The sequence below is a fragment of the Streptomyces sp. NBC_01334 genome (assembly GCF_035983595.1).
GTDB lineage: Bacteria > Actinomycetota > Actinomycetes > Streptomycetales > Streptomycetaceae > Streptomyces > Streptomyces coriariae.
On sequence record NZ_CP130718.1, the window covers coordinates 4207146 to 4227089 of the forward strand.

Consider the following 19944-nt stretch of genomic DNA (forward strand, 5'->3'; position numbering starts at 1 on the left):
TCGCGCTGACGAGAGAACGTATCGGCAGACGATCACTTGTCACAAGTTAATGCCGCGCAGATCACGTGAAGATCACAGACTTGAGTGTTGGTCACCTTCACTCCGCCGAGCGGTCACACTCCGGCTGACATCCGGTCAGGTATGGATCACTTATGAACCGGAATGCACCGGAGTGAACTCGACCGGCAAAGTCCGCAGTCCGCGCATGATGAGCCCGCCGCGCCACCTCAACTCGGTTGGATCCACGGCCGGTCGGAGATCGGGCAGCCGGGTGAGCAGGGTGGCCAGGGCGGTCTGCCCCTCCAGCCGGGCCAGCGGGGCTCCCAGGCAGTAGTGGATGCCGTGGCCGTAGCCGAGGTGCTGGTTGTCACGGCGGGACAGGTCGAGGGTGTCGGGGTCCGAGAAGCGCGCCGGGTCACGGTCGGCGGCTGCCAGCACCACGAGCACGGGATCGCCCGGCGCGATGTCCTGGCCGCCGATGCTCAGCGGCTCGGTCGCGAACCGCCAGGTGGCGAGTTCCACGGGGCCGTCGTAGCGCAGGAGTTCCTCGACGCCCGTTTCGAGGAGGCCGCGGTCGCCGTCGTCCTCGGTGAGGGACCGCTGGAGGCGTGCGCGCTGCTCGGGGTGGGTGAGGAGGGCGTAGGTGCCGTTGCCGATGAGATTGACGGTCGTCTCGAAGCCCGCGAACAGCAGGATGAAGGCCATGGCGGCGGCCTCGTTCTCGGTGAGGTGCTCGCCGTGGTCCGAGGCGCGGATCAGACCCGAGAGGAGGTCCTCGCCGGGAGCCGGGTCGGCGGGAAGCTCCGCGCGCTTGCGGTGGATGAGCTCCAACAGATAGCCGCGCATCTTCTTCACCGACCGCGCGACACCGCCCCGCGGACCCCCGCCGTGCCGGATCATCATCCCCGCCCAGTCGCGGAAGTCGTCCTGGTCCTCACGCGGGACGCCCAGGAGGTCGCAGATCGCGTAGATGGGGAGAGGGAAGGCGAAGTCGTGGATGAGGTCGGCCTTCCCCTCGGCGGCGAACCGGTCGATGAGCTGATCCGTCAACTCCTGGACCCGGGGTGCGAACTCGGCGACCCGGCGCGGGGTGAAGGCCTTGCTGACGAGCCGTCGCAGCCGGGTGTGGTCCGGCGGGTCGATGTTGAGCAGATGCGTCATCAGCTCGGCCTTGCGCTCACCGGGGATGCCGGTCCTGCCCTTGGCGTGCGCCGGTTCGTCGTGGTGCGCCGGGTTCTTGGAGAGCCGCTGGTCGGCGAGGGCCTGTTTCGCGTCGGCGTACCGGGTGACCAGCCAGGCCTCGACACCGCTGGGAAGAACGGTGCGGTGCACGGGCGCGTGCTCGCGCAGCCAGGCGTAGGCGGGGTAGGGGTCGGTCGCGAACTCCCAGGTGAAGAGTTCGGGAGCGGTGCGGTCCGGGTTGTCTGTGTCGGGCTGCTCGGTCACTCCCTGACCGTAGCGGTGTCCTCGCTGCGCTCCGCGAGGGCCTTCCGCGCGGCGGGGTGCCCCATGTCGGCGGCCTTGCGGTACCAGAGGGTGGCTTCGGCCGGGTTGTCCTGCTTCTCGAGGAGCAGGGCGAGCCGGTAGGCGGCGTAGGCGTCGCCCCGGGCGTGACCCTGCTCGTACCCCTGGCGGGCCTCTTCCGGGAGCCCCATCTTCTCCGCCACGACGGCCTGGTGCGTGGCGTCCAGCCTGCCGTCGCCTGCGAAGTAGCCCGCGGCGTCGTCCAGGCTCTGCCGCGGCTTGCGGATGTCGGCCAGCAACTCTGCGGCCCCCTCGTCGCCGTCGGCGGCGGCGCGGGCCAGCAGTACCTCGGCGGCCTCTTCCTCGTGACTCAGCAGGAAGGACACGGCCGCGCTGCGCGCCACCGGGGTGTATCCCTGCATCTCGGCACCTATGTAGTGGTCCATCGCCTCGCTGAGGTCGCCGCGCCCCAGCAGCAGGTCACCCAGCCGGTGCGTCGCCGCCATGTCGGCGTCGGCCACCGCCTTGCGCAGCCACTGCTCGGCCAGCGCCAGGTGCGCCTCCCCGACCAGCCGCGCCTGTGGACCATCGGGCTTCGCCTCGGCCGCCACCCGCAGATAAGGCAGCGCCTCCTCCGCCTCCCCCTGCCCGAGGAGCCGCTCGCCCACCTGCCCCGCCAGCTCCTTCTTCCCCGCGTCCACGGCCTTGCGCAGCCAGTCCAGCGCCGTCGCCTCGTTCTCGGAGAGCAGGCTCAACATGTGCATCGCCCCGGCGTCACCGTCCCGCGCCCTGGCCGAGAAGAGGATGTCGGCGGTCGCACGGACGTTCAGGTGCACCCCGGCGTCGTATTTCGTCCCCTCCAGCGCACAGCGCCAGACGGCTTCCGGGACCGCCCTCGCGGCCTCCTGCTCCATGTCGGCCACCAGCGAGCCGTACGGCCGCCAGGTCTCCTCGCTCTCCCCCACCCGGAGCGGCGCTCCCGGTACCAGCATCCCGGTGACCCCGTGCAGCGGCTGGACGGCCCAGTCGACTGCTTCCTGGAACGACTCCGCATCCGGACGCCCCGCCGACCGACCCGCCCCGTAGCTCCGGCACGTCTCCTCCAGCAGCCGACGGGGGATGTCCCCGGTGACGCCGCAGCGGGCGAGATCCGTCGCGGCCCGGATCAGCAGGTACCCGTACGGATGGCGGCTGTTGGAGCGCCCGGCCCGCTGCCACTGCGCCCGGAGTTCCGCGCCGATGGCCAGGTACTGGGTGACGCCGGTGGCGCCGCGCCGGTCGAGGGCCTCGCCGAGCCGGTCGTCGCGCAGGCCGGTCAGCCGCTCGACCTCCTGCTCGCTCCACCCCGAACTCACCCGCTCCGACCGGGCCAGCGTCATCAGCCGGGACGCGGGTCCGCCTCCGAAGCGATGCGTGTCGTAGGCGTCGTCGCCCATGGTGGCCACCACCGGGACCCCGAGCGTCCTCAGCTCGGCCAGCAGGCCCACCGTCAGGCCGTGCTCGCCGAGGTGGCCCTCCAGCTCGTCCAGCCAGAGCACGTACGCGCCGTCCCGGCCGCGCAGCAGGGCGGGCAGTCCGCGCAGGTCCGTGCCGGGGGCCGGCGCGTACACCCGGGTACCTGGCTCGGTCTCGCGGACCACGGCCGCCCAGGCCGTCCTCGACTTGCCGGTGAGCGGGCCGCCCGTGATCACCAGCAGCCTGTCCTGCGTGGTCCAGCCCCGCAGCGTCTCGTCGAGGTCACGGGGCACGTACGGCGGCAGCCCCGGGCCCGTCGCGCGCCGCCCGGCGGGCCGAACGCCCAGGGTCACCAGGTCGGCGCCCTCCACCGTGGGCCAGCCGGCGGGGTCGGGCACCACGAAGACGCCGGGCGGCGTGGCATAGGTGTGCTGGTTCAGAACACCCACGACGGGACCGTGGTAGTTGCCGCCGTAGTAGCCGACGGCGTCACCGGAGGAGGCCAGGGCAGCGGGCCCGGAAAGCGGGGCAGCGGGCCCGGAGAGCTGAGGAGTCCGCTCGGAGAGCTGAGGAGTCCGCTCGGAGGATCGGGCAGGGTGCCCGGAGAGCTGGGCGGCAGGCTCGGACACCTGCGGGACCCGCTCGGAGGACCGGGCAGTGGGATCGGCGCGCTGGGGAGTGGGCTCAGGCAGCCATGGAGTCTGCTCGAAGCGGTCGATCAGCTCGAACAGATCGGTGAGCGCTCCTCCCTTTCCGGACAGGAGCCAGGCCTCGAAGTGCCGGCCCTCGACCTCGACGAGTGTCTCCTCTGAGCCGTCTGAGCCGTCTGAGCCGTCGAACGGAGAGGTGATCTGCGCCGGAACCGACCCGGCTCCCCCGTGTCGCACGAACCACTCGACGAACGCCCGCCGGATCTCCTCCCGGTTCTCCGACAGCAGCCCCCTGTTGAGCACCTCCGCGGCCCAGACCGCCAGCTCCTCCGACTCCCGTTCCATACAAGCCCCCGCACCCCACGAACCGGATCAGGAGCTCACCGTACTAACCATCGACCCCCTCGACACCCCGGATCGCGTCCCGGTACGCCCGGGCCGCCGCGCGCAGGGCCGCCTCCGGGTCGACGCCCTCCGATTCGGCTCGTGCCGCCAGGGCCAGCAGTTCGTAGCCGATGCCCTCGGCCGTCGGCAGCGGCACCTCCAGCCGTGCGGTGCGGGCCCGGGACACCAATTTCGCCGCGAGGGCCAGGCCGGGCTGGTGGAGGGGGACGCCGTCCGTCACCGACTCCCGCCGCTTCTCCGCCGCCTTCGTGCGCAGCCAGTGCTCCTTCACTTCCTCCGGGGTGGTGGCCGTGGCGTCGCCGAAGACATGGGGGTGGCGGTGGATGAGCTTGGCGACGATCGTGCCCGCGACGTCGTCGACGGAGAACGGGGACTCCTCGTCCTCCTCGGCGATGCGGGCGTGGAAGACGACCTGGAGCAGGACGTCGCCCAGCTCCTCGCGGAGTTCGTCGTGGTCGCCGTCCTCGATCGCCTCGACCAGTTCGTACGACTCCTCGACCGCGTACTTCGCCAGGCCCTTGTGGGTCTGCTGGGAGGACCACGGGCATTCGGCGCGGATCCGGTCCATGACCTGGACGAGGTCGAGGAGCCGGGCGCCGGGGAGGTCGTAGGAGGCGGGGAGCAGTTCCAGGTCGGGCATGGACACGCGGCCGGAGCCGGCCAGGCGGGCCAGGCCGTCGGTGAGGGCCGGTTCGCCCTCGCCGGTGGCCACGACCACGACCGTGCGGCCGTCGGCGCAGGCGGAGAGCAGTTCCTCGGCGGTCGGGGAGGTCTCCTCGACGGTGATGCCCGCGTCCCGCAGATAGGGCAGCTGCGGATGCGCGCCGTCCGCGCACAGCACCCGGTCCGCCGTGCGCAGGGCCTGCCAGGCGGGCCAGGACAGCAGGCCGGGGGCGACGCGATGGCTGGTGGTGAGCAGGACGACGCGGCCGGGGGCGTCGGCCGTGGTGTGGGCAGCGTCGGAGCTGATGGCGTTCACACCCCGAACGTAACCCACGCCCGTCAGCGGCCCCGCGAGTTATCCACAGGAAGGGCCGACCGGTCATACGGTCACATGGTCACGTCGTCTGCTGCGTCCCGGCCGCCGAGATCTCCCGTACCCAGGGCGTCTTCGCGTCGACGCGGGCGACCTTCTGCGCGTCCCAGTTCCCGTAGCGCGGGTTGAGATCCACGTCGAGTGCCTTGGACGCCTTGGACAGCGCGTTCCAGAAGGCCGGCTGGCTGGTGTCCGTGCCGAGTTCGGTGGCGAGTTTCTGGGCCTCCAGCTGGAGACGGAGGTTCTCGTCGAGACGCTGCGGCGGAATGCCGTACTGCTGGAGCCACGCCGTCTCCAGGCCCTTCGCGCCGCCCGCCTGCTGCTCCAGGCCGGCCCGCATCTCCTGGACCTCCCGGCGGCTGACGGTGATGCCCGCGTCCTCGGCGGCGCGGTGCAGCACCTTGTCGAGGACCATGCCGTGCAGGGTGTCGCGGGCGAGGGAGCCGGTCTGGGCGACGGCCTGCGCGTACTGGGCGTCGTCGGTGACCGCGGCCCGCTGGGCCGTGCGCACCTCGTTCACCCGGCTCTCCAGTTGCGCGACGGTGATCCGCTGGTCGCCGACGACGGCCGCCGCGCCGGGATGCGCGTCGTTCCCGCAGGCGGCGAGGAGAGGGGCCGCCACGATCGCGGCGGACAGCAGGAGCGCGGTGCGACGACGGCGGTGCAAGGGAAACCTCCCGAGGAGATTGTGCGACGGTGCACAAAGTCTTGCGGTGATCGATGTTAGGCAGTGGGGCGGCTGGGGCCAACCCATTCGACCAACGATTCACCAGGACTTCGGGCACCGCCGCGCCCGCTCGTCGCCCGCTCTTCGGTGCGAGGGCTCAGCCCGCCGCGCGCGGGGCACCCCTCACGAGGGCGATCCGGTTCAGCCGACGATGGCGACCGGGGCGTCCCAGGCGTCGCGGTCCACGGTGATCGTGTAGCCGCCGCGGGTCTCCTTGCTGTTCACCATGTACTGATGACCACGGCTGTGGCCGGTGTACTGGGTGGCGCCCCACGGCCAGTCGGTGGTCGTGGTGTCCTTCTTGTCCCACAGGGCGTACCAGAGGTTGCCCGGCAGGTCCGTCTTGTTCGTCGCGGTGGCGACGGCCTTGGCGCTGGAACTGCTGAAGCCGTAGTAGCCGGCCCGGTACGTCTTGGCGCGCAGCGTCTTGGTGAAGGAGCGCACATACGTCAACACGGCGTCGTTGCACGCCTTGTTGGTGATGTCGTAGGGCTCCATGTCGAGGTAGACCGGGCTGCCGGCCTTCATGCCGAGCGCCGAGGCCTTGGCGACCGCGTCCGCGCCGTCGGTCGCGCCGAGGGAGGCGGCCGTGGCGGCGGTGAGCTTCTCGGGGCTGGAGCCGGTCTGGCAGGACGGCTGGGCGCCCACGTAGATCGGGATCAGCTTCCAGCCGGCCGTGTTGACCGACTTCACCCAGGAGGCCGTCAGGTTGGGCTGCGCGCAGCCACGGTTCTTGCCGCCGACGTAGACGGCGGCGCCCCCGTAGTAGCCGTCGGTCTTCCAGGCCTTCATCGCGGCCAGCGAAGGCGCGGTGCAGGCATCGAAGGCGCGGCCGGTGTACGTCTTCTGGGCGGGCCAGGTGGTGGCCGCCATCGAGGTCTGCGCCGCTATCCCGGCCCCCGCGAGGACGGCCGCGCCGGCCACACCCCACGTGATGTATCTGCGCTTTCTGGACTGCCGGTGCTCGGCCATCCCCACCCCATCGTTCGTTTTTCGCGTACGGCGCTGTCGCTGCGTACGGTCGTGTCCGGCTGAAATCCCCTGATTCGGTGCGACGATACGGCCTCGGCTCGACGTCCAGCACCTGAACGGAACGCACGGTAACCCGCGGCCTGTCACCGATCGGGAAACGCAGGGCCCTCATAGACACAAGATTCACTCATGTCACAGTAAAGAAGCGATGCCCTGCAGCGGCCTGTCCGTGTCCTACCCTTGGCCCCTGGTGACTTGGGGGGCGACATGACAATGCCGACGATGCCGACCGGGGCGGGCGCGGAGAGACAGCTGACGGCCGGCTGGTTCCAGCGGCTCGCCTGGGTGGCCCTGGTCTGGGGCTCGCTGGGCTTCCTGGTGTGGGTGCCCTTCCTGTACGTGGCGATCCGCCGCGGCCTGTCCTCGGACTGGGTGGCCTTCGGCTCGTTCGCGCTGTACGAGTGCGCGATCCTGCCGTGGGCGGTGATCACGCCCGACGGCGACGGGGACGCCCTCTTCGGCGTCGCCATCCTGGTGACCCTGCTGACGGCGACGGTGCTGCTGCTGTCCGCGGTGTTCGACAAGAAGATCCCGACCGCCCAGCCTGTGTACGGAGCGGCCATGGCCCCTCAGGGCCAGCCGTATCAGCAGGGCTATCCGTACGGGCGGTAGCCGCCGCGCGCCAGGGACTTCGGGCGCGGCACGGGGGGCAGGGGGGGAACGCTCCGGGTACCGCCGGCAGCGACACCGCCCGCCCGCCCCGAAGAGGGTGCCCGCCCCGAAGACCTCAAAGAGGGTGCCGCATCCACACGTTGGGCTCGACGTACACCGCGTAGTCCCGCTCCGGCTCGCACCGGACGGGGACCAGCGCGCCGGGCACCTCGACGTCGCCCTGCGTGTCGAAGGGCAGCCCGGTCCAGCGCCGCCACTCCGCCAGCGAGCCCGCCACCGTCATCGACGCCGGCGCGACCCGCTCGATGCTCGCGCCCGCCCGGGCGTGCACCCGCAGCCACGGGTCGTACGGCAGCCCGTCCTCCCGCACCCGGTGCGCGTACTCCTCGATCGGAGTGCGCGGCTCGAGGTGCTTGGCGTTCGGCCGGACCGGGGCCACGACCTCGGTGAAGCCCTTCGCCCGGGCACTGTCCCGCATCGCCGCGAGCATCCGCCCGGACAGGCCGAGACCCTGCGCGTGCGGGGCGATGACGATCGAGATCGCGCTCACCGTGTCGGGCCGCGCCCCGCTCCGCTGATCGGCGAAGGCCCAGACGAGCACCTGGTCCCAGCCCCGGGCGGGCAACCCGCCCCGGCCGTCGGCGTGCAGGGCGAACGGCACGCTGTAGGCATGGGCGACGACCTGCCCCCGCTCGTCCTGCGCGAACAGCACGTACTCCGGGAACTCGACGGGGATCCGGCCGTAGTGCGCGTTGCCCACCGGGTCCTGTGTCGCGAACTCCGGCCAGGTGTCGGGCATGTCCTGGACCGGGCCGAGCATGTCGGGACGGTCGGCGAGGCTGGACACCTTCAGTTCCATACGGTCACGGTAGGCGAGGAGCCGAGCGGACGGGACTGGATTTCGGCGGCCTCGGCAGTCTCGGCGACCTCAGAGGCTCGGGGCTCTCGGTCGGCTGCTTCGCCGGGCGCCGGAGGACCGCCGTAGGCCCACGTGAGGCAGCCCCCGGTGCCGCCGCTGGTCTGCCGACCCTCACTCACCCCGCGTGGAAACGCTCCGGCGCCTTCGTGGGGTTGCCCCCGGTGGGGAGTTTCTGGGCGGGGCAGGTCTCCAGGACCTTCTCCATCGCGGACTTCTCCGCCGCGGTGACCCACAGTTCGTATTTCTTCTTCACGGCGACCTGCGCCGCTACGTACGTGCACCGGTAGGCCTTGTTGGGCGGCAGCCAGGTCGCCGTGTCGCCGTCGCCCTTGGAACGGTTGGTGCTCGCGTCGACCGCCAGGAGGTTGAGCGGATCGTTGGCGAGAGCGATGCGCTTGCCGGCGTCCCAGTACTTGGCGCCCTTCTGCCAGGCGTCGGACAGGGCGACCACGTGGTCGATGTCGACCTTGCTGCTGCCACGCCGGTACGTCACGTCCTTCCCGGAGTACGGGTCCGACTCCAGCACACCGTAGGACACCTTGCACACGCCGCCGGTGAACTTCACCTCCTCCAGGTCGCGCTTGAGTATGTCGTCACGGGTGTCGCAGGAGTTGGAGTCCGTGTCCGCCCAGGCGGAGCCGAACTTCTCCCGGTCGTAGCCGGTCTTGGGTGCCCGTCCCTTCACGGCCAGCGACTCGGCCGCCGCGAGAGCCGCTCCGCCGCTCCCCGCTCCACCGCCCGCCGTCGCTCCCGCACCACCGGAACCCGCGCCGGAACCGGAGTCCGAGCCGGTGACCTGCTCCTTGCATCCGGCCAACGAAACGGCACACATCAGCACGGCGGCGACCGCCGCCCCACCCCTCAGACGCTTCACGCGCCCCTCCCCTTGCCTGCCCGACGCCACCCCGCACAGGGCGCTTTCCCCTGACGGGGACTGGCACACACGGTAGCGAGGGAGCGCTCGGGGGCAGTCGGGAGGTCCAGACCACCATCGACTCAAGTGGGCATCTCGTACTTGTCGGGAATATCGTCGGTGGAGAGTCACCTCCGGAAGGAGCTCTGGATGGGCATCCTCGACAGGTTCAAGAGCAACAAGACGGCACAGGACAAGGCCAGGAACATGTCCGACGCCGCGGAGCAGAAGGCGAACGAGAAGACGGGCAACAAGTACGAGTCCCAGGTCGACTCCGGGCAGCAGAAGCTGAACGAGCGGCTCGGCATGGACGAGGAACGGCCCGACCAGCCCTAGCCCGCAGTCTCGACCCGGACCCGGCCGCAACGCCCGGCCGCAGCCCGGCCCGAAGACTCATGGGGCCGAGCCACCGACATCACCCGGCACATGAGGCCGTCCGCGCAGAGCGAGCCCGCCGCGGGCGGCTTCACCCTGTCCCCCGGCGGAGCGGCGGCGCTCACACCCTGCCGATGCCGAGCGTCGACTCCGAGGGCAGCAGTCCGGATCCCAGCACCGCGACCCAGTAGTCGCCGAGGAGTGCGGCCAGGCGTTCCGTGAACTGCGGGCCGAGGGCCTGCCAGGGACCGAGCGCCAGCCGGTCGGTGTCCTCCTCGACACGGCGCCGCAGCTCACGGCCCGCTTCCGTCGCCGTACCGTCCGCCTCGAGCAGGCCCCTGGCCGCCAGCCGCTCGCTCGCCGCCGCCCATTCCTCGCGGGTCCAGCCGCGGCTCTCGAAGCGCTCGACGGACGCGGCACCTATCGCGGCGAAGGACACCAGCGCCTCGGCCGGGTCGAGGCCGGCGAGAAGCAGGGCGGCGAGATGACCGTCGCCGCGGTGTTCCCGCAGGACGGTCGCCGCCTGCCAGAGCTGGAGGTGGGGCTCCCTCGGCCACTCCAGCGCGGCGTTGGCCGCGGCGAGCGGGCGCCCTGCCGTGACGGCCGCCTCGGCGGCGCGGCGGGCGAGAGCGGCGGCCTCGGCCAGCTCGGGACTGTCCACCAGGTCGCCGAACAGCTTGCGGTACAGCCGGTCGATGCCTCTCCGTCGCGCCGCCAGGGCCGCTTCGGGCGTGGCGACCTTCCAGGCGTCCTCGACGTACCGGGCGACCATGGCGGGCTGGAAACTGTAGAAGGCGGAGGTCACCGCCTCGGCGCTCACCGGGCCCAACGGGGCGGCACGCAGCGGGAAGTAGCTCCCCCAGCGGTCCTCGGTCGAGTAGCCGAGCGCGCCGGCCTCCTCGAAGACCTCGGGCGCGTAGTACACCACCGCGTGCAGCGGCTCCAGCAGATGCCAGAGCCTGCGCGCCTGCGCCGGCGCGACCTGTTCGCCCCGCGCACCCGGCCCGAACCGCTCGCCCCGCTCGGCCTGTTCGGTTGCCTGGTGCTCGTGATTCTGGGACATGACGTCTCCCCCTCGTCGCGTTCGGACATCGACCACAACTTGACACTGACAAGATTGCCGGAACCTCGCGAACTTGTCAATGCCTAGATACCGCGTACGCTGCTGTCCATGAGCGACCGGCCCTACCACCACGGTGACCTGCGGCGCGCCATCCTGGCCGCCGCCCTCGACGTCATCGCCACCGACGGCCCCACCGGGCTGAGCCTGCGCGACCTGGCCCGCCGCGCCGGTGTCTCGCACGCGGCGCCGGCCCACCACTTCCGGGACCGCACGGGTCTGCTGACGGCGATCGCGGCCGAGGGGCACGGGCTGCTGGCCGGCGCGCTGGCGGAGGCGACGGATCTACGGGACGCGGGCGTGCGCTACGTCCGCTTCGCGCGCGAACACCCGGCGCACTTCCAGGTGATGTTCTCGCCCGAGCTGCTGCGCGCCGACGACCTGGAGCTGACCACGGCCCGCGCCCTGTCGGCCGCCGCCCTGACCGACGCCATCGCCACCACCGCACCCGCCGGGGACGGCACGGACGCCCGGCTGGCCCGTATCGCCGTCTGGTCCCTGGCCCACGGCTTCGCCACCCTCCTGCTCGGCCACAACCTCGACGGCCTCCTGGGCGACGAGGACCCCGAGGAGGTACTCCGCGCGCTGCCGATGGTGCTGTTCCCCTCCGCCTGATCACGACGGGCCCGAGCGCGCGCTTGACCTTGACACCGGCGTCAGGGTCCGACGATCGCCCCATGAGTCCGAGTCAGCAGCACAGCAGCCGTACCGTTGTCGTCACCGGCGCGGGCACCGGGATCGGCCGCGCCACCGCCCACGCCTTCGCCGCGCAGGGAGCGTGCGTGATCGCCGTGGGCCGGCGCCCGGCACCCCTCGCCGAGACCGCCGACCACGACCGGGACCGCATCGTCCCGCTCGCCGTGGACATCACGGCCGAGGACGGACCGGCCACGGTCGTCCGCACAGCACTCGAACGGGGTGGCGGCCGGGTCGACGTCCTGGTCAACAACGCGGCGATCGTCGACGCCTCGTCCCTGCGCACCTACACCCGCGACTCCGTCGCGCCCCAGCTCGCGACGAACCTGATCGCCCCCGTCCTGCTCACCCAGGCCGCGCTGCCGGCCCTGACGGACACCCGGGGCGTCGTCGTGAACGTGACGACGGCCGTCGGACAGCGCGGCTGGCCCGGCAACTCCCTGTACGCGGCCGGGAAGGCGGCCCTCGAAGTGCTCACGCGCAGCTGGGCGGTCGAGCTCGCGCCGCTCGGGATCCGCGTCGCCGCGGTGGCGCCGGGCGCGATCGAGACGCCGATCGCCGACCACAGCGGCCTCACCCCGGAGCAGCGTGTCGCGATCCGGGCGTGGCAGCTCGAGCACACCCCCCTCGGCCGGGTCGGCCGGCCGGCGGAGGTCGCCTGGGCGATCACCCGACTGGCCTCACCTCAGGCCTCGTTCATCACGGGAGTGATCCTCCCGGTGGACGGCGGAGCGGTGGTCGCATGAGACTGGCGCGCATGCAGCAGACCGGCCCGGACGACGACGACCGATTCCCCTCCGGCGAGGAACGCTCCCGTCCGCCCGGGCGCGCGCTGCGCATCGGTGAGGTCGGCAGGGCGACCGGTGTCTCGGCGCGGGCACTGCGGCACTACGAACAGGCGGGGCTCATCGTCTCCGAGCGGGCCGCCAACGGCTACCGTCTCTACGACCCCGCCGTCGTCGTCCGCGTCCGCAACATCCGTCATCTGGTGAACGCGGGGCTCACCTTGGACGACGCACGCGTCTTCCTGCCGTGCCTGGACCGGGACGTGACGGCGTCACCGCCGAGCGGCCGCAATCTGGCGGTCGCACTGCGGCGTCTCGCGGTCATGGACGAGCGGATCGCGGCCCAGGTCGCGGTCCGCGACCGTCTCGCGGCGGCACTGGCCGAGGCCACCGGCGGACGGATCCGACCGGTGGCCTGAGGACGACCGCGCCCTACGACCGCCGCGCCCTACGACCCCAGCACCGTCGCCAGCAGCTCGCCCACCCAGCCCAGCAGTTCGCGTCCGACCAGCGGCTTGCCGCCGACCTTCGCGGTCTTCGGGCGGGGCACCAGGATCTGGTGCGCGGCCGGCTTGAGGACGGTCCCGGGGTAGAGCCGCTTGAGGCGCAGCTCCTGGGACTCGCGCAACTCCACCGGCGCGAAGCGGATGTTGGGCCCCTGGAGCACGATCTCGCCGACGCCACACGCGCGTGCCAGCATCCGCAGACCCGCCACCAGCAGCAGGTTCTCCACCGGCTCCGGCAACTTGCCGTAGCGGTCGACGAGTTCCTCGCGGACCGCCTTGACGTCCTCCTCCGAGTTGGCGGAGGCGATGGCCCGGTAGGCCTGGAGGCGCAGCCGCTCGCCGGGCGCGTAGTCGTGCGGGACGTGCGCGTCGACGGGCAGCTCGATCTTGACCTCGAGCGGCGGCTCCTCCTCGACCCCGCCGGACTCCAGCTGACGCCGGTAGTCCGCCACGGCCTCGCCGACCATGCGGACGTACAGGTCGAAGCCGACACCCGCGATGTGACCGGACTGTTCGCCGCCGAGCAGGTTTCCGGCGCCCCGGATCTCCAGGTCCTTCATCGCCACGTACATGCCCGCGCCCATCTCGGTGTGCTGGGCGATCGTGGCGAGACGCTCGTGGGCGGTCTCCGTGAGGGGCTTCTCCGGCGGGTAGAGGAAGTAGGCGTAGCCGCGCTCGCGCCCGCGTCCGACCCGGCCGCGCAGCTGGTGCAGCTGGGACAGACCGAAGGTGTCGCCGCGCTCCACGATCAGCGTGTTCGCGTTGGAGATGTCGATGCCGGACTCGACGATCGTCGTCGAGACGAGCACATCGAACTTCTTCTCCCAGAAGTCGACGACCACCTGCTCCAGCGCCGTCTCCGACATCTGGCCGTGGGCGGTGGCGATGCGCGCCTCGGGCACGATCTCGCGCAGTTTCGCCGCCGCGCGGTCGATCGACTCGACCCGGTTGTGGATGTAGAACACCTGGCCCTCACGCAGCAGTTCGCGGCGGATGGCGGCGCCGATCTGCTTCTGCTCGTAGGGGCCGACGAAGGTGAGCACCGGGTGGCGCTCCTCCGGGGGCGTGGTGATCGTCGACATCTCGCGGATGCCCGTCACCGCCATCTCCAGCGTCCTGGGGATCGGGGTCGCCGACATCGTCAGGACGTCCACGTTCGCGCGCAGCTTCTTCAGCTGCTCCTTGTGCTCGACACCGAAGCGCTGTTCCTCGTCGACGATGACCAGGCCGAGATCCTTGAACTTCGTCTCGGAGGAGAACAGCCGGTGGGTGCCGATGACGATGTCCACCGCGCCCTCGTGCAGCCCCTCCAGGGTGGCCTTCGCCTCCGTGTCCGTCTGGAAGCGGGAGAGCGCCCTGACGTTCACCGGGAACTGCGCGTACCGCTCGCTGAACGTGCCGAAATGCTGCTGCACGAGAAGGGTGGTGGGCACCAGGACGGCGACCTGCTTGCCGTCCTGTACGGCCTTGAAGGCGGCCCGGACGGCGATCTCCGTCTTGCCGTAGCCGACGTCGCCGCAGATCAGGCGGTCCATCGGGACCGTCTTCTCCATGTCGTCCTTGACCTCGGCGATGGTCGTGAGCTGGTCGGGCGTCTCCGCGTAGGGGAAGGCGTCCTCCAGTTCGCGCTGCCAGGGGGTGTCCGTGCCGAAGGCGTGGCCGGGGGCCGCCATCCGCGCGCTGTACAGCTTGATCAGGTCGGCGGCGATCTCCTTGACCGCCTTCTTGGCGCGCGCCTTGGTCTTCGTCCAGTCGGCGCCGCCGAGCCGGTGCAGCGTGGGTGCCTCGCCGCCGACGTACTTGGTGATCTGCTCCAGCTGGTCGGTCGGGATGTAGAGACGGTCGCCGGGCTGGCCGCGCTTGGCGGGCGCGTACTCCACGACCAGGTACTCGCGCGTGGCGCCCTGGACCGTGCGCTGCACCATCTCGATGTAGCGGCCCACGCCGTGCTGCTCGTGGACGATGTAGTCGCCCGCCTCCAGGGTGAGCGGATCGATGGTCTTCCTGCGGCGCGCGGGCATGCGCGCGCCGTCCTTGCCGGCCGCCTTCTGGCCGGACAGGTCGGTCTCCGTGAGCACGGCGAGGCGGAGCGCCGGGTCGACGAACCCGTAGTCGATCGAGCCGCAGGAGACGTGGACGACGGAGGGACTCAGCTCGGTCAGGTCCGCGTCGAGGCGGGCCGCGACGCCTTCGCCGCCGAGCACCTCGACCGTGCGGGCCGCCGGGCCGTGCGCCTCGGTGACGAAGGCGACGCGCCATCCGTCGGCCAGCCAGCCCTTGGTGTCGGCCAGCGCCTTCGCGGTGTCGCCCCGGTAGGTCTCGGGAGCGTGCATGCCGAGCTTCAGGGTGCCGGCGTCCAGCTCCTCGTCGGCCGCGAACGGCGACACCGACCACCACATCATGTCCAGCTCGCGCGCGTGGTCACGGACGTCCGCGATGGACCACAGGGAGGCCGCGCCGACGTCGATGGGTGCCTCGCCGCCGCCGGCGGTGGCCGCCCAGGACGCCTGGAGGAACTCCTGGGACGTGGCCACCAGGTCGGTGGCACGCGTGCGTACCCGCTCCGGGTCGCAGACGACGGCCATCGCGCCCTTGGGCAGGACGTCGATCAGCAGCTCCATGTCGTCGACCAGCACCGGGGCCAGGGACTCCATGCCCTCGACGGCGATGCCCTCCGCGATCCTGCCGAGCAGCTCGCCCAGCTCGGGGTGCTCCTCGGCGAGGGCACCCGCACGCGTGCGCACCTCTTCCGTCAACAGGAGTTCACGGCACGGCGGGGCCCACACGCCGTGTTCGGCGACTTCCAGGGAGCGCTGGTCGGCGACCTTGAAGTAGCGGATCTCCTCCACGTCGTCGCCCCAGAACTCGACGCGCAGGGGGTGTTCCTCGGTGGGCGGGAACACGTCCAGGATGCCGCCCCGTACGGCGAACTCGCCGCGCTTCTCGACGAGTTCCACGCGCGCGTAGGCGGCCGCGGCGAGGGCTTCGACGATGTCGTTCAGGTCGGCGGTCTGACCCGTGCGCAGAGCCACCGGTTCCAGGTCGCCGAGGCCCTTGACCTGCGGCTGGAGTACGGAGCGGACCGGCGCCACGACGACCGAGACCCGGCCGGTCTCCGGGTCGTCGGGGCGCGGGTGGGCCAGCCGGCGCAGGATGGCGAGGCGGCGGCCGACGGTGTCGCTGCGCGGGCTGAGGCGCTCGTGCGGGAGCGTCTCCCAGGAGGGGTACTCCACGACGCCGTCCGGTGGGAGCAGCGAGCGCAGGGCGGCGGCCAGGTCCTCGGCCTCGCGGCCGGTGGCCGTCACCGCGAGGACCGTGCGGCCGGTCTCGCGGGCGAGGGCGGCGATGGCGAAGGGGCGGGCCGCCGGGGGGCCGACCAGGTCGACGTGCATGCGGTTGCCGTCGGCGGCCGCGGGGATCGCTTCCGCGAGGGCGGTGTCCTTGACGACGGCGTCGAGCAGACCGTGCAGGCTCATGGAGGGCTGGGCTTTCCGTCCGAGGGGCCGGGGTGCGTCCGGGGGGCGGGCGTACCGGGGTCCGGGGTGGGCAACGCGAAGGGCCCGACGCGTGTCACGGGCCGGGGGTGTCCAGCGTACGTCGGGGCGGGGTTGTTCGCCGGGGGCTGTGGACAACCACGGGGGCGGTGGGGGCTGTGCACGACTTTCCTCGCCCCCGCCGCGCCTTCCCTTCCCGACCTGGGCGCCGCGCCCCCGGAGCCCCGCTTTCGGCCCGGCCTGCCTCGTCCTCAAACGCCGGACCGGCGGAAAGACACGAAGGAGCCCGGCACCGAGAAGACCCCCGTTCTTCTCGGTGCCGGGCTGGTTCGGGTGGGGCTAGTCCGTCGCGATCGCGTTCAGGACGTTCATGCGGCCCGCGCGGAACGCCGGGATCAGGGCGGCGAACAGGCCCACGAAGGCGGAGCCGATGAACACGCCGATGATCGTCGGCCACGGGATCTCGAGGACGTTCAGGCCCTGGAGGGCGAGGAGCTGCTGGGCGGTGGCGCCCCAGCCCATGCCCAGACCGAGGCCCAGGAGGGCGCCGAAGAGGGCGATGACGACCGACTCCATGCGGATCATGCGGCGCAGCTGACGGCGGGAGAGACCGATCGCCCGCATCAGGCCGATCTCCCTCGTGCGCTCCACCACCGACAGCGCGAGGGTGTTCACCACGCCCAGGACGGCGACGATGATCGCGAGGGCGAGCAGGCCGTAGATCAGGTTCAGCAGCTGCCCGATCTGGTCCTTGAGCTCCTGCTTGTAGTCGGTCTGGTCGCGGACGGTGTACTGCGGGTAGTCGTGCAGCGCCGACTTCAGGGACGTGTACGCGGCGTCCTGCTGCCCGTCCTTCGCCGTGGCGAAGACCAGGTCGTCGAGCGGCAGCTTGTCGGCCGGGACGTACTTCTTGAGGGTGGCGATCGAGGTGTACATCGCGCCCTGGTCGATGACGGCGTCACTGCTGGTGATCGCGCGGACCGTCAGCCGGGCCGTGGAGCCGTTCTTGAAGGCCACCGAGATCTTGGAACCGAGGGCGATCTTGTGGTCCTCGGCGAACTTCTCGTGGACGGACATCGAGTCGGGACGGTAGGCGTCGGCGAGGTTGCCGGCGACGGTCTCGACGCGCAGGTCGGTCGCGTAGGTCGGATCGGCCGCCGTGATCGCCGTCTTGTCGAGCGTCTTGCCGTCGGGCGTGGTGAAGTCGGCCTCGGTCCACTTGTACTCGGTGACCCGCTCCAGGCCCGGCGTCGACTTGATGGCCTGCACCGCCTGCGGGGTCATCAGCTGACCGCCGTCGCTCTGGATGATGAAGTCCGTGCCGACGCTCTTGTCGAGCTCCTCCGTGGCGGAGGCCACCATGGAGGAGCCGACCACCGACAGACAGGCGACCAGCGCGAGGCCGATCATCAGGGCCGCGCCCGTGGCGCCGGTGCGGCGCGGGTTGCGCAGCGCGTTGCGCTCCGCCATCCGTCCGACCGGGCCGAAGGCCCGCAGCACGATCGCGCCCAGCACCCGGACCACCGCGCCCGCCAGCAGCGGGCCGATCACCACGAAGCCGATCAGGCTCAGCACCACGCCCAGGCCCAGCCAGAGCGAGCCCTCGGCGGCCTTGTCGGCGGCTGAGGCGAGGTAGAGGCCCAGGCCGCCGGCGCCGGTGAGGAGCAGGCCGATGACGGCCCGTACGGCGCCCGCCTTGGCGTCGGCGGGGGCGCCGGCGTCGCGCAGCGCGGCCATCGGGGAGACCTTGCCGGCCCGGCGGGCCGGGAGGTACGCCGCGAGCACCGTGACGACGATGCCGAGGCCCATGCCGACCACCGGGGTCGTCCAGGCGACCGTCAGGTCGTCCGTGGACAGGTTCATGCCGGTCATGCCCATGAGCTTCATCAGCCCGACCGCGATGCCGACGCCCGCGCCGACGCCGAGGAGCGAGCCGACCACGCCCAGCAGCAGGGCCTCCGCGAGAACGGACCGGTTGACCTGCTTGCGGCTGGAGCCGATGGCCCGCATCAGGCCGATCTCACGGGTGCGCTGCGCGACCAGCATGGAGAAGGTGTTGATGATCAGGAAGATGCCGACGAGGAAGGCGATCCCGGCGAAGCCGAGCATCGCGTACTTCATCACGTCCAGGAAGCCCCCGACGCTGTCGCGGTTGGCGTCGGCGGTCTCCTTGGCGGTCTGCACCTTGTAGTCGGCGCCGATCTCGGCCGCCACGTTCTTCTTCAGCTGCGCGTCGCTCACACCGGACGCGGCCGTCACGTTGACGTTCGTGTAGACGTTCGACTCGCCGACCAGGGCCTCCTGGGCGGTCTTCGTGTCCAGGTAGAAGATCGCCGCGCCGGGGTTGGTGACCTGGAAGGCGGCGATGCCGGAGATCTTCGCGGTGTGCGTGCCGACCGCGGTGATCACGCCGATCTCGTCGCCGAGCTTCAGATGGTGCTTGTCGGCGGTGTCCGCGTCCACCATCACCTGGTCGGAGCCCTTGGGCGCCGCACCGTCGGTGATCTCCATGGTGCGGGCGTCGTTGCCGTTCCAGTTGCCGACGATGGTGGGCGCGCCGCTGGTGGGCGACAGGCTGTCCTTGTCGGCGTCGACGACGGTCGCGGAGGTCGAGAAGACGGTGCCCTCCGCCGACTTCACCCCGTCCGCCTTGCGGACCGCGCCGAGCACGGAGGCCGGCATGACCGGCGGCTTCCCGTTGTCGGATGTCGTCTCGCCGGTGTCCGAGGCGCCCTTCGCACTCACCGTCACATCGGAGGAGGTGCTGGCGAAGAGCTTGTCGAAGGTGGTGTTCATCGTGTCGGTGAAGACGAGCGTCCCGCAGACGAACGCCACCGACAGCAGGACCGCCACGGCCGACAGGGCCATGCGCCCCTTGTGCGCGTAGAAGTTGCGCATCGAGGTCTTCATGACGGTCATGACGTACGCCCCCGCGCGTCGAAGTCCTTCATCCGGTCCAGGACGGTCTCGGCGGTCGGCTTGAACATCTCGTCGACGATCCGGCCGTCCGCGAGGTACAGCACCCGGTCCGCGTAGGAGGCCGCCACCGGGTCGTGCGTGACCATCACGATGGTCTGGCCCAGGTCGTCCACCGAACGGCGCAGGAAGCCCAGGACCTCGGCGCCCGCGCGCGAGTCGAGGTTTCCGGTCGGCTCGTCCCCGAAGATGATCTCCGGGCGGGCGGCGAGGGCGCGCGCCACGGCGACGCGCTGCTGCTGACCGCCGGAGAGCTGGGTGGGCCGGTGCCTGAGGCGGTCGGCGAGTCCGACGGTCTCCACGACCTGGTTCAGCCACGCCTTGTCCGGCTTGCGGCCGGCGATGTCCATCGGCAGCGTGATGTTCTCTATCGCATTGAGCGTGGGCAGCAGGTTGAACGCCTGGAAGATGAACCCGATCCGGTCCCGGCGCAGCTTGGTGAGCTTCTTGTCCTTGAGCCCGGTGATCTCGGTCTCGTCCAGGTAGATCTGCCCGGACGAGACGGTGTCGAGACCGGCGAGGCAGTGCATCAGCGTGGACTTGCCGGACCCCGAGGGGCCCATGATCGCGGTGAACTGACCGCGGGCGATGTCCACGTCGACGTGGTCGAGAGCGACGACACGGGTCTCACCGGACCCGTACGCCTTGACGACCTGCCGCGCCCGCGCGGCTACGGCCGTACGCCCTCCAGTGCCCCCGTGCCTGGGAATGGTCACAGCCGAAGTCACGGTAAGTCTCCTATGTCGGATGTAAGAAGCAGATGAGCAGCGCATCGGATG

At 71.3% G+C, this 19944-nt stretch carries 16 protein-coding genes; 5 read left to right on the forward strand and 11 right to left on the reverse strand.

Annotation, left to right across the window (positions count from 1 at the left end; all coding sequences use genetic code 11):
* Positions 1–150: 150 nt before the first annotated feature.
* The 5 genes from OG736_RS18725 to OG736_RS18745 form a co-directional block, all read right to left on the reverse strand.
* Complete coding sequence (locus OG736_RS18725) at positions 151–1446, reverse strand: cytochrome P450 family protein (protein WP_327183463.1); 1296 nt, start codon at positions 1444–1446, stop codon at positions 151–153.
* A complete protein-coding gene (locus OG736_RS18730; protein ID WP_327183464.1) occupies positions 1443–3914 on the reverse strand; it encodes a tetratricopeptide repeat protein in 2472 nt (823 codons plus the stop codon). Before OG736_RS18730 ends, OG736_RS18725 begins: the two co-directional genes overlap by 4 nt.
* Before the next feature lie 43 nt (positions 3915–3957).
* Positions 3958–4953, reverse strand: a complete 996-nt coding sequence (locus OG736_RS18735; protein ID WP_327183465.1) for a nucleoside triphosphate pyrophosphohydrolase — start codon at positions 4951–4953, stop codon at positions 3958–3960.
* 79 nt (positions 4954–5032) lie between these two features.
* Positions 5033–5677 (reverse strand): SurA N-terminal domain-containing protein, encoded by a 645-nt coding sequence (locus OG736_RS18740; RefSeq protein ID WP_327183466.1) that lies wholly within the window; start codon positions 5675–5677, stop codon positions 5033–5035.
* A 201-nt stretch (positions 5678–5878) separates the two neighbouring features.
* Entirely contained in the window at positions 5879–6709 is an 831-nt protein-coding gene (locus tag OG736_RS18745; protein WP_327183467.1) for a glycoside hydrolase domain-containing protein, read from the reverse strand.
* Between the two features lie 282 nt (positions 6710–6991).
* On the opposite strand from OG736_RS18745, the gene OG736_RS18750 reads away from it, so the two are divergent.
* Positions 6992–7381, forward strand: coding sequence for a hypothetical protein (locus tag OG736_RS18750; RefSeq protein ID WP_327183468.1), 390 nt, complete (start codon positions 6992–6994; stop codon positions 7379–7381).
* Positions 7382–7496: 115 nt separating this feature from the next.
* Here the strand turns inward: OG736_RS18750 and OG736_RS18755 are convergent, their stop codons facing one another.
* Both OG736_RS18755 and OG736_RS18760 read right to left on the reverse strand, forming a co-directional pair.
* On the reverse strand, positions 7497–8240 hold the full coding sequence (locus OG736_RS18755) for a GNAT family N-acetyltransferase (RefSeq protein WP_327183469.1): 744 nt from the start codon (positions 8238–8240) through the stop codon (positions 7497–7499).
* 175 nt (positions 8241–8415) lie between these two features.
* Positions 8416–9174 (reverse strand): HNH endonuclease family protein, encoded by a 759-nt coding sequence (locus tag OG736_RS18760; protein ID WP_327183470.1) that lies wholly within the window; start codon positions 9172–9174, stop codon positions 8416–8418.
* Between the two features lie 189 nt (positions 9175–9363).
* Between OG736_RS18760 and OG736_RS18765 the strand changes: the two genes are divergently transcribed.
* Complete coding sequence (locus tag OG736_RS18765; RefSeq protein WP_327183471.1) at positions 9364–9549, forward strand: antitoxin; 186 nt, start codon at positions 9364–9366, stop codon at positions 9547–9549.
* Between the two features lie 160 nt (positions 9550–9709).
* Here OG736_RS18765 and OG736_RS18770 read toward each other — a convergent pair whose 3' ends face one another.
* Entirely contained in the window at positions 9710–10651 is a 942-nt protein-coding gene (locus tag OG736_RS18770; protein ID WP_327183472.1) for an SCO6745 family protein, read from the reverse strand.
* A gap of 108 nt (positions 10652–10759) precedes the next feature.
* On the opposite strand from OG736_RS18770, the gene OG736_RS18775 reads away from it, so the two are divergent.
* From OG736_RS18775 to OG736_RS18785, 3 genes are all read left to right on the forward strand, one after another.
* Positions 10760–11323: a TetR/AcrR family transcriptional regulator gene (locus OG736_RS18775; RefSeq protein WP_327183473.1), complete on the forward strand. Its 564-nt coding sequence runs from the start codon at positions 10760–10762 to the stop codon at positions 11321–11323.
* Between the two features lie 62 nt (positions 11324–11385).
* Entirely contained in the window at positions 11386–12150 is a 765-nt protein-coding gene (locus tag OG736_RS18780) for an SDR family NAD(P)-dependent oxidoreductase (RefSeq protein WP_327183474.1), read from the forward strand.
* A gap of 86 nt (positions 12151–12236) precedes the next feature.
* Positions 12237–12608: a MerR family transcriptional regulator gene (locus OG736_RS18785; RefSeq protein WP_327187643.1), complete on the forward strand. Its 372-nt coding sequence runs from the start codon at positions 12237–12239 to the stop codon at positions 12606–12608.
* Positions 12609–12637: 29 nt separating this feature from the next.
* Here OG736_RS18785 and mfd read toward each other — a convergent pair whose 3' ends face one another.
* From mfd to OG736_RS18800, 3 genes are all read right to left on the reverse strand, one after another.
* The gene (gene mfd, locus OG736_RS18790) at positions 12638–16171 is read right to left on the reverse strand and encodes a transcription-repair coupling factor (protein ID WP_327183475.1); all 3534 of its coding nucleotides are present in this window, start codon (positions 16169–16171) and stop codon (positions 12638–12640) included.
* A 357-nt stretch (positions 16172–16528) separates the two neighbouring features.
* Entirely contained in the window at positions 16529–19108 is a 2580-nt protein-coding gene (locus OG736_RS18795; protein ID WP_327183476.1) for an ABC transporter permease, read from the reverse strand.
* Complete coding sequence (locus OG736_RS18800; protein ID WP_171397724.1) at positions 19105–19893, reverse strand: ABC transporter ATP-binding protein; 789 nt, start codon at positions 19891–19893, stop codon at positions 19105–19107. The genes OG736_RS18795 and OG736_RS18800 overlap by 4 nt, the downstream gene beginning before the upstream one ends.
* Positions 19894–19944: the final 51 nt, after the last annotated feature.